This is a genomic window from Streptomyces recifensis, from assembly GCF_002154615.1.
Lineage (GTDB): Bacteria > Actinomycetota > Actinomycetes > Streptomycetales > Streptomycetaceae > Streptomyces > Streptomyces griseoluteus.
On the sequence record NZ_MUNH01000669.1, the window covers coordinates 1 to 9,248 of the forward strand.

Consider the following 9,248-nt stretch of genomic DNA (forward strand, 5'->3'; position numbering starts at 1 on the left):
CACGACACCGTCGAGGACACCGAGTACGGCCTGGACGACCTGCGCCGGGACTTCGGTGACGTGGTCGCGCTGCTGGTGGACGGCGTCACCAAGCTGGACAAGGTCAAGTTCGGCGAGGCCGCGCAGGCCGAGACCGTGCGCAAGATGGTCGTCGCCATGGCCAAGGACCCCCGCGTCCTGGTCATCAAGCTCGCCGACCGCCTGCACAACATGCGCACCATGCGCTACCTCAAGCGCGAGAAGCAGGAGAAGAAGGCGCGCGAGACCCTGGAGATCTACGCGCCGCTCGCCCACCGGCTGGGCATGAACACCATCAAGTGGGAGCTGGAGGACCTGGCCTTCGCCATCCTCTACCCCAAGATGTACGACGAGATCGTGCGGCTGGTGGCCGAACGCGCCCCCAAGCGCGACGAGTACCTGGCCATAGTCACCGACGAGGTGCAGGCCGACCTGCGCGCCGCCCGGATCAAGGCGACCGTCACCGGCCGGCCCAAGCACTACTACAGCGTCTACCAGAAGATGATCGTCCGCGGCCGGGACTTCGCGGAGATCTACGACCTGGTCGGCATCCGTGTCCTGGTGGAGACCGTCCGGGACTGCTACGCGGCGCTCGGCACGATCCACGCGCGATGGAACCCGGTCCCCGGCCGGTTCAAGGACTACATCGCGATGCCGAAGTTCAACATGTACCAGTCGCTGCACACGACGGTCATCGGCCCCAACGGCAAGCCGGTCGAACTGCAGATCCGCACCTTCGACATGCACCGCCGCGCCGAGTACGGCATCGCCGCGCACTGGAAGTACAAGCAGGAGGCCGTCGCCGGCGCCTCCAAGGTGCGCACCGACGCGCCGAAGTCGTCCGGCAAGGGCAAGGACGACCACCTCAACGACATGGCGTGGCTGCGCCAGTTGCTGGACTGGCAGAAGGAGACCGAGGACCCCGGCGAGTTCCTGGAGTCCCTCCGCTTCGACCTGTCCCGCAACGAGGTCTTCGTCTTCACGCCCAAGGGCGACGTGATAGCGCTCCCGGCCGGAGCCACCCCGGTCGACTTCGCCTACGCGGTGCACACCGAGGTCGGCCACCGGACCATAGGGGCACGCGTCAACGGACGCCTGGTCCCGCTGGAGTCCACCCTCGACAACGGCGACCTGGTGGAGGTCTTCACCTCCAAGGCGCCCGGCGCCGGGCCCTCCCGCGACTGGCTGGGCTTCGTCAAGTCGCCCCGCGCCCGCAACAAGATCCGCGCCTGGTTCTCCAAGGAGCGCCGGGACGAGGCGATCGAGCAGGGCAAGGACGCGATCGTCCGCGCGATGCGCAAGCAGAACCTGCCGATCCAGCGCATCCTGACCGGCGACTCCCTGGTCACGCTGGCGCACGAGATGCGGTACTCCGACATCTCCGCGCTGTACGCGGCGATCGGCGAGGGCCATGTCTCCGCGCAGAACATCGTGCAGAAGCTCGTCCACGCGCTCGGCGGCGAGGAGGCGGCCACCGAGGAGATCGAGGAGCCGGTCCCGCCGACCCGGCGCAGCCGCAAGCGCCGCTCCAGCGCCGACCCCGGTGTCGTGGTCAAGGGCGTCGACGACGTGTGGGTGAAGCTGGCCCGCTGCTGTACCCCGGTACCGGGCGACCCGATCATCGGGTTCGTCACCCGGGGCAGCGGGGTCTCGGTGCACCGCAGCGACTGCGTCAACGTGGACTCGCTCTCCCGCGAGCCGGAGCGCATCCTCGACGTCGAGTGGGCGCCCACCCAGTCCTCGGTCTTCCTGGTCGCCATCCAGGTCGAGGCGCTGGACCGCTCCCGGCTGCTCTCGGACGTCACCCGCGTCCTGTCCGACCAGCACGTCAACATCCTCTCGGCGGCCGTGCAGACCTCCCGCGACCGGGTCGCCACCTCCCGCTTCACCTTCGAGATGGGCGACCCCAAGCACCTGGGCCACGTCCTGAAGGCGGTCCGGGGCGTGGAGGGCGTCTACGACGTCTACCGCGTGACCTCGGCCCGCAACCGCGGCTAGCGACAGCTGCGCCGAGGGGCTCCGTACGGTGTGTACGGAGCCCCTCGGCGCACGCGGTGGGGGAGTGTCTCAGCCCCCGAACTCCTCAAGACCCTTCAGCGCCTGGTCCAGCAGTGCCTGGCGGCCCTCCAGCTCACGCTCCAGCTTGTCGGCGCGGGAGGTGTTGCCCTGGGCGCGGGCCTGCTCGACCTGGCCGCGGAGCTTGTCCACGGCGGCCTGGAGCTGACCGGTCAGACCCGCGGCACGCGCACGCGCCTCCGGGTTGGTCCGGCGCCACTCGGCCTCCTCGGCCTCCTGGATCGCCCGCTCCACCGCGTGCATCCGGCCCTCGACCTTGCCCCGCGCGTCGCGCGGGACGTGCCCGATGGCCTCCCACCGCTCGTTGACCGAACGGAACGCGGCACGCGCCGCCTTCAGGTCACGCACCGGGAGGATCTGCTCGGCCTCCTCGGCCAGCGCCTCCTTGAGCTTCAGGTTCTCGCCCTGCTCCGCGTCCCGCTCGGCGAACACCGAGCTGCGCGCGGCGAAGAACACGTCCTGCGCGCCCCGGAAGCGGTTCCACAGGTCGTCCTCGTGCTCGCGCTGGGCGCGGCCCGCGGCCTTCCAGTCCGCCATCAACTCGCGGTACCGGGCCGCCGTGGCGCCCCAGTCCGTCGAGCCCGACAGCGCCTCCGCCTCCGCGACCAGCCGCTCCTTTACGCGCCGGGCGTCCTCGCGCTGCGAGTCGAGCTGCGCGAAGTGCGCCTTGCGGCGCTTGGAGAAAGCCGATCGGGCGTGCGAGAAGCGGTGCCACAGCTCGTCGTCGGACTTGCGGTCGAGTCGGGGCAGCCCCTTCCAGGTGTCCACCAGGGCACGCAGCCGCTCACCGGCCACCCGCCACTGGTCGGACGCCGCGAGCTGCTCCGCCTCCGCGACCAGGTCCTCCTTGGCCTTGCGGGCCTCGTCGGACTGCTTGGCCCGCTGCGCCTTGCGCTCCTCGCGGCGCGACTCGACCTTCTCGACGAGCTTGTCCAGCCGGGTCCGCAGCGCGTCCAGGTCGCCCACCGCGTGGTGCGCGTCCACCTGCTCGCGGATGTGGCCGATCGCGGCCTGGGCGTCCTTCGCGGACAGATCGGTGGTCTGCACGCGCTTCTCGAGGAGGCCGATCTCGACCACCAGGCCCTCGTACTTGCGCTCGAAGTAGGCAAGCGCCTCCTCGGGGGAGCCGGCCGCCCACGATCCGACGACCTGCTCGCCGTCGGCCGTACGCACGTACACGGTCCCCGTCTCGTCGACGCGGCCCCACGGGTCGCTGCTCACAGCGCCTCCTCCACATGATGCCTGCGGGGAGCCTCCCGGCTCCCTGGCATCGTCCACAGTTTCGTCATCGCCAACATAGGCGACCGGCAGGGGGCCTGTCCGCATCCGGAGGCACCCAATTCCGCAGGCGACCGGCCCGCGGGGGCGGACCGGAACGCCCCGGCGGGGTCAGGACTTCGTGACCGTCGCCTTGTCGATCACGACCGTCGCGTTCGGGGCGCCGTCGCCCTGCCCGGTGTTCTCGCCCGCCTTGGCGATCTTGTCCAGCACCTTCAGCCCGACCTTGTCGATCGTGCCGAAGGGGGTGTACGACGGCGGCAGCGGGCTGTCCTTGTACACGAGGAAGAACTGGCTGCCGCCGGTGTGCGGCTGCCCGGTGTTGGCCATCGCCACCGTGCCCGCCGGATAGGTGTTCTTCTTGAGGCTCTTGTCCTTCAGGTTCTCGTCCGGGATGGTGTAGCCCGGCCCGCCGGTGCCGGTGCCCGTCGGGTCACCGCACTGCAGGACGTAGATCCCGTTCGTGGTCAGCCGGTGGCACTTGGTGTGGTCGAAGAAGCCCTTGTCCGCGAGGTAGGAGAAGGAGTTCACCGTGTGCGGGGCCGCCGAGGCCTTCAGGGCCAGGCCGATGTCGCCGCAGGTGGTGGCCAGCTTCATCGTGTAGTCGGCCGACGTGTCGATCGACATCGCCGGCTCCTTCTTCCACGACTGCTTCTTCACCGAGCCCTTGGCCGGCTTCGCGCAGGGGTCCGGGGCCTTGCTGGGGCTCGCGGACGCGCTCGGCGAGGAACCGGCGGCATCCACCTTCTTCTCGCCGTCGTCCTTCATCACGCCCGTCGTGTACAGCGCCACACTGCCGATCACGATCACGCCGAGCACCGACGCGATCACCGAGTTGCGCATGCGCGCCTTGCGTCGCGCGTCCGTGCGCCGCTGCTGCTGCCGCAAGAACTTCTCCCGTGCGAGCTGACGCTTGCGCTGCTCCTGGCTGACCACCGGGTTTCTCCCTCATGCGTGTCGTATGCCGACCGGTACGTGTGCGTCCTGTGATCCGACAGGCGCGTGTAGCCCCGTACCGTATATGGGTTCGCTGAGGAAACGGCAGCGCCGGTAGGCTCTAGGGGGCTTCAGCACCACGGGTCCGCCCGCGCGCGAGCCCTCCCGTACCGACACAACGAAGGACGATCGTGCTCATTGCCGGGTTCCCCGCCGGGGCCTGGGGGACGAACTGTTATCTCGTCGCCCCCGCCGCCGGTGAGGAGTGCGTGATCATCGACCCCGGCCATCAGGCCGCCCCCGGCGTCGAGGATGCGCTGAAGAAGCATCGCCTCAAGCCGACCGCCGTCGTCCTCACCCACGGCCACATCGACCACGTCGCCTCCGTCGTCCCCGTGTGCGGCGCGCACGACGTGCCCGCGTGGATTCATCCCGACGACCGCTACATGCTGAGCGACCCGGAGAAGGCGCTCGGCCGGTCCATCGGGATGCCGCTCATGGGCGAACTCACCGTGGGGGAGCCGGACGACGTCCGGGAGCTGACCGACGGGGCGAAGCTGGACCTGGCCGGGATGGAGTTCTCCGTCGCCCACGCGCCGGGCCATACCAAGGGGTCGGTGACCTTCCGGATGCCCGAGAGCGCCGACGTCCCGTCGGTCTTCTTCTCCGGGGATCTGCTGTTCGCCGGCTCCGTGGGACGCACCGACCTGCCGGGCGGATCGATGGAGGACATGCTCGGGTCGCTGGCACGGGTGTGCCTGCCGCTCGACGACTCCACCGTGGTCCTGTCCGGCCACGGCCCCCAGACCACCATCGGCCAGGAACGCGCCACCAACCCCTATCTGCGGCAGGTGGCCTCCGGCCAGGGAACCGACCCGGCTCCCCGACGAGGAATGTGACGACAACTTCCGTGAGCACCTTCAAAGCCCCCAAGGGCACGTACGACCTGATCCCGCCGCAGTCCGCGCAGTACCTCGCCGTCCGGGAGGCCATCGCCGCCCCCCTGCGCAACTCGGGGTACGGCTACATCGAGACGCCGGGCTTCGAGAACGTCGAGCTGTTCGCGCGCGGTGTCGGCGAGTCCACCGACATCGTCACCAAGGAGATGTACGCCTTCGAGACCAAGGGCGGCGACCGCCTCGCCCTGCGCCCCGAAGGCACCGCCTCCGTGCTCCGCGCCGCCCTGGAGGCCAACCTGCACAAGGCGGGCAACCTCCCGGTCAAGCTCTGGTACTCCGGCTCCTACTACCGCTACGAGCGCCCGCAGAAGGGCCGTTACCGCCACTTCTCCCAGGTCGGCGCCGAGGCGATCGGCGCCGAGGACCCCGCGCTGGACGCCGAGCTGATCATCCTGGCCGACCAGGCGTACCGCTCGCTGGGTCTGCGCGAGTTCCGCATCCTGCTCAACAGCCTGGGCGACGCCGAGTGCCGTCCGGTGTACCGGGCCGCGCTCCAGGACTTCCTGCGCGGACTCGACCTCGACGAGGACACCCTGCGCCGCGCCGAGATCAACCCGCTGCGCGTCCTGGACGACAAGCGCGAGTCGGTGCAGAAGCAGCTCACCGGCGCCCCCCTGCTGCGCGACTACCTGTGCGACGCCTGCAAGGCGTACCACGAGGAGGTCCGCGAACTGATCACCGCCGCCGGCGTCGCCTTCGAGGACGACCCCAAGCTGGTCCGCGGCCTGGACTACTACACCCGCACCACCTTCGAGTTCGTCCACGACGGCCTCGGCTCCCAGTCCGCCGTCGGCGGCGGCGGCCGGTACGACGGCCTCTCCGAGATGATCGGCGGCCCCGCGCTGCCCTCGGTCGGCTGGGCGCTCGGCGTGGACCGCACCGTCCTCGCCCTGGAGGCCGAGGGCGTGGAGCTGGACCTGCCGTCCACCACCAGCGTCTTCGCCGTCCCGCTCGGCGAGGAGGCCCGGCGGGTGCTGTTCGCCAAGGTCACCGAGTTGCGCAAGGTCGGCGTCGCGGCCGACTTCTCCTACGGCGGCAAGGGCCTGAAGGCCGCGATGAAGGCCGCCAACCGCTCCGGCGCCCGCTACGCGCTGGTGCTCGGCGAGCGCGACCTCGCCGAGGGCCTGGTCCAGGTCAAGGACATGGAGTCCGGCGAGCAGACCGCGGTCGGCCTGAACGAGGTCGTCGCGGAGCTGGAGTCCCGGCTCTGAGTCGCTGGGAGCGGTGAGCGGCCGACGGGCCGGACGGACCGCCGTCCGGCCCGTCACCGTTCGATCGCCTGTGCTGCCGTACGGCCCGAACCGGCCGAAAATGGAGACAGCAGCCCCCGCCCGCCTCGAACTTATGCACAGCGAACGGTGCGCGAGGGTGCCTGTGCGGCACAATGACCGATGCCCGAAGCAGGTCCGATCTAGCGAGTGACGGAATCGGCGTGATGAGCAAGACGACAGTCAACGACGTCTCCACCCAGTCCGGGCCCGAGCGTTCTCGCGGCACGGCCCGCGTCGAGGGCGGGAGCCGCGCCTTCGCCCTGATGCTGGTGATCACCGGCGCGGCCGGACTGCTCGCCGCCTGGGTCATCACGCTCGACAAGTTCAAGCTGCTCGAGGCCAAGGTCGCGGGCAAGACCTTCGTCCCCGGCTGCAGCCTCAACCCCGTGGTCTCCTGCGGCAGCGTCATGGAGAGCAAGCAGGCCGCCGCCTTCGGCTTCCCCAACCCCATGCTGGGCCTGGTCGCCTACGGCATCGTGATCTGCGTCGGGGTGAGCCTGCTCGCCCGGGCCCGCTACCCCCGCTGGTACTGGCTGACCTTCAACGCCGGCACGCTGTTCGGGGTCGGTTTCTGCACCTGGCTCCAGTTCCAGTCCCTGTACCGGATCAACGCCCTGTGCCTGTGGTGCTCGCTGGCCTGGGTCGCCACGATCATCATGTTCTGGTACGTGACCTCCTTCAACGTGCGCCAGGGCTTCCTGCCCGCCCCGCGTCCGCTGCGCTCCTTCTTCGGCGAGTTCACCTGGGTCCTGCCCGTGCTGCACATCGGGATCATCGCCATGCTGATCCTGACCCGCTGGTGGAGCTTCTGGACGAGCTGACCGGCCGGTCCCGACCGGCGGCCGGCGGCGTTGTCAGTGGCGTGATTTAGGGTTTTCGGTGTGGAAGCCGACCTGTTCACCGCCGCAGCCGAAGAACGCCAGGAGAAGGAGCCCGCGGGCAGTCCCCTGGCGGCGCGCATGCGTCCGCGCACCCTCGACGAGGTGGTGGGCCAGCGCCATCTGCTCAAGCCCGGCTCACCGCTGCGCAGACTGGTCGGCGAGGGCGGCCGCGGTCCGGCCGGACCCTCCTCGGTGATCCTCTGGGGCCCGCCCGGCACCGGCAAGACCACCCTCGCCCATGTCGTCTCCCGCGCCACCGACCAGCGCTTCGTGGAGCTGAGCGCGATCAGCGCCGGCGTCAAGGAGGTCCGCGCGGTCATCGACGGCGCCCGCCGCGCCACCGGTGGCTTCGGCAAGGAGACCGTCCTCTTCCTCGACGAGATCCACCGCTTCAGCAAGGCCCAGCAGGACTCCCTGCTCCCGGCCGTGGAGAACCGCTGGGTCACCCTGATCGCGGCCACCACCGAGAACCCGTACTTCTCGGTCATCTCCCCGCTGCTCTCCCGCTCCCTGCTCCTCACCCTGGAACCGCTCACCGACGACGACGTGCGCGACCTCGTGCGCCGCGCCCTCGCCGACGAGCGGGGCCTCGGCGGGACGCTCACCCTGCCCGAGGAGTCCGAGGAGCACATCCTGCGGGTGGCCGGCGGCGACGCCCGCCGCGCCCTCACCGTGCTGGAGGCCGCCGCCGGCGCCTCCCTCGACAAGGGCGACGACGGCATCACCCTGACCACGCTGGAGGAGACCGTCGACCGCGCGGCGGTGAAGTACGACCGCGACGGCGACCAGCACTACGACGTGGCCAGCGCCCTGATCAAGTCCATCCGGGGCTCCGACGTGGACGCAGCCCTGCACTATCTGGCCCGCATGATCGAGGCGGGCGAGGACCCCCGCTTCATCGCCCGGCGCCTGATGATCTCCGCCAGCGAGGACATCGGCGTCGCCGACCCGGGCGCCCTGCCCATAGCCGTCGCGGCCGCGCAGGCCGTCGCGATGATCGGCTTCCCCGAGGCCGCGCTCACCCTCAGCCACGCCACCATCGCACTCGCGCTGGCCCCCAAGTCGAACTCCGCGACCACCGCGATCGGCGAGGCCCTGGCCGACGTGCGCAAGGGCCTCGCGGGGCCTGTCCCGCCCCACCTGCGGGACGGGCACTACCAGGGTGCCAAGAAACTGGGCCACGCCCAGGGGTACGTCTACCCGCACAACCAGGCCGACGGCATCGCGGCCCAGCAGTACGCCCCGGACGCCCTCAAGGACCGCGAGTACTACACCCCGACCCGGCACGGCGCCGAGGCGCGGTACGCGGACGCGGTCGAGTGGACCAGGAAGCACCTGGGTCGAAAGCGGTCCTGAGCGCCCTGTAGACTGCCTCGAAGTGCTGAGTCCCGTGTCCGGGCCCCCGACAAGGGGGAACGGCTCACCAGAGCGGGACATCCAGCCGGAGAGTCCGGCCCCAGGGCGGGGTTCTCCAGGAGCGTCGCGCACCGTCGAAGGTGTCGCGGGCAGCCCACCACCCTCCGGCCGAGCGCCGGGACCGGTCGGTGGGCCACTCGCGTGCTGCACGTATGTGCCCAGTTCGGGGAACGGCTGCCCGGCCCGTCCGGCAAGGACAGGCAGGGTCTCCCCGGCTGCGGATGCGACCTCCCCTAACCCTGGTGAAGCCGTATTCGCATAAGAAACACGAGGTGTCGGTTCCATGGCGAACCAGTCCCGCCCCAAGGTCAAGAAGTCGCGTGCCCTCGGCATCGCGCTGACCCCGAAGGCCGTCAAGTACTTCGAGGCCCGCCCCTACCCGCCGGGCGAGCACGGCCGCGGCCGCAAGCAGA

At 70.3% G+C, this 9,248-nt stretch carries 7 protein-coding genes and 1 pseudogene; 6 read left to right on the forward strand and 2 right to left on the reverse strand.

Annotated features, from left to right (window positions below; translation table 11 throughout):
- Window positions 1-2,016 (forward strand): GTP pyrophosphokinase (gene relA, locus CCN33_RS28080; protein WP_086696219.1); only part of this gene is annotated, 2,016 nt, incomplete at its 5' end.
- Between the two features lie 69 nt (window positions 2,017-2,085).
- Here relA and CCN33_RS28085 read toward each other — a convergent pair.
- Together CCN33_RS28085 and CCN33_RS28090 are read right to left on the reverse strand one after the other, a co-directional pair.
- The gene (locus CCN33_RS28085; protein ID WP_086696220.1) at window positions 2,086-3,315 is read right to left on the reverse strand and encodes a DUF349 domain-containing protein; all 1,230 of its coding nucleotides are present in this window, start codon (window positions 3,313-3,315) and stop codon (window positions 2,086-2,088) included.
- A 168-nt stretch (window positions 3,316-3,483) separates the two neighbouring features.
- Complete coding sequence (locus CCN33_RS28090; protein WP_086696221.1) at window positions 3,484-4,308, reverse strand: peptidylprolyl isomerase; 825 nt, start codon at window positions 4,306-4,308, stop codon at window positions 3,484-3,486.
- A 191-nt stretch (window positions 4,309-4,499) separates the two neighbouring features.
- Between CCN33_RS28090 and CCN33_RS28095 the strand changes: the two genes are divergently transcribed.
- The 5 genes and pseudogenes from CCN33_RS28095 to CCN33_RS28115 form a co-directional block, all read left to right on the forward strand.
- Window positions 4,500-5,207 (forward strand): MBL fold metallo-hydrolase, encoded by a 708-nt coding sequence (locus tag CCN33_RS28095; RefSeq protein WP_086696222.1) that lies wholly within the window; start codon window positions 4,500-4,502, stop codon window positions 5,205-5,207.
- Window positions 5,208-5,218: 11 nt separating this feature from the next.
- The gene (gene hisS / locus CCN33_RS28100; RefSeq protein ID WP_030810658.1) at window positions 5,219-6,478 is read left to right on the forward strand and encodes a histidine--tRNA ligase; all 1,260 of its coding nucleotides are present in this window, start codon (window positions 5,219-5,221) and stop codon (window positions 6,476-6,478) included.
- Between the two features lie 224 nt (window positions 6,479-6,702).
- Complete coding sequence (locus tag CCN33_RS28105; RefSeq protein WP_086696224.1) at window positions 6,703-7,359, forward strand: vitamin K epoxide reductase family protein; 657 nt, start codon at window positions 6,703-6,705, stop codon at window positions 7,357-7,359.
- Between the two features lie 60 nt (window positions 7,360-7,419).
- Window positions 7,420-8,775 (forward strand): replication-associated recombination protein A, encoded by a 1,356-nt coding sequence (locus CCN33_RS28110; protein WP_086696225.1) that lies wholly within the window; start codon window positions 7,420-7,422, stop codon window positions 8,773-8,775.
- A 343-nt stretch (window positions 8,776-9,118) separates the two neighbouring features.
- Window positions 9,119-9,248, forward strand: a pseudogene (locus CCN33_RS28115) (30S ribosomal protein S4); the annotation flags it as partial.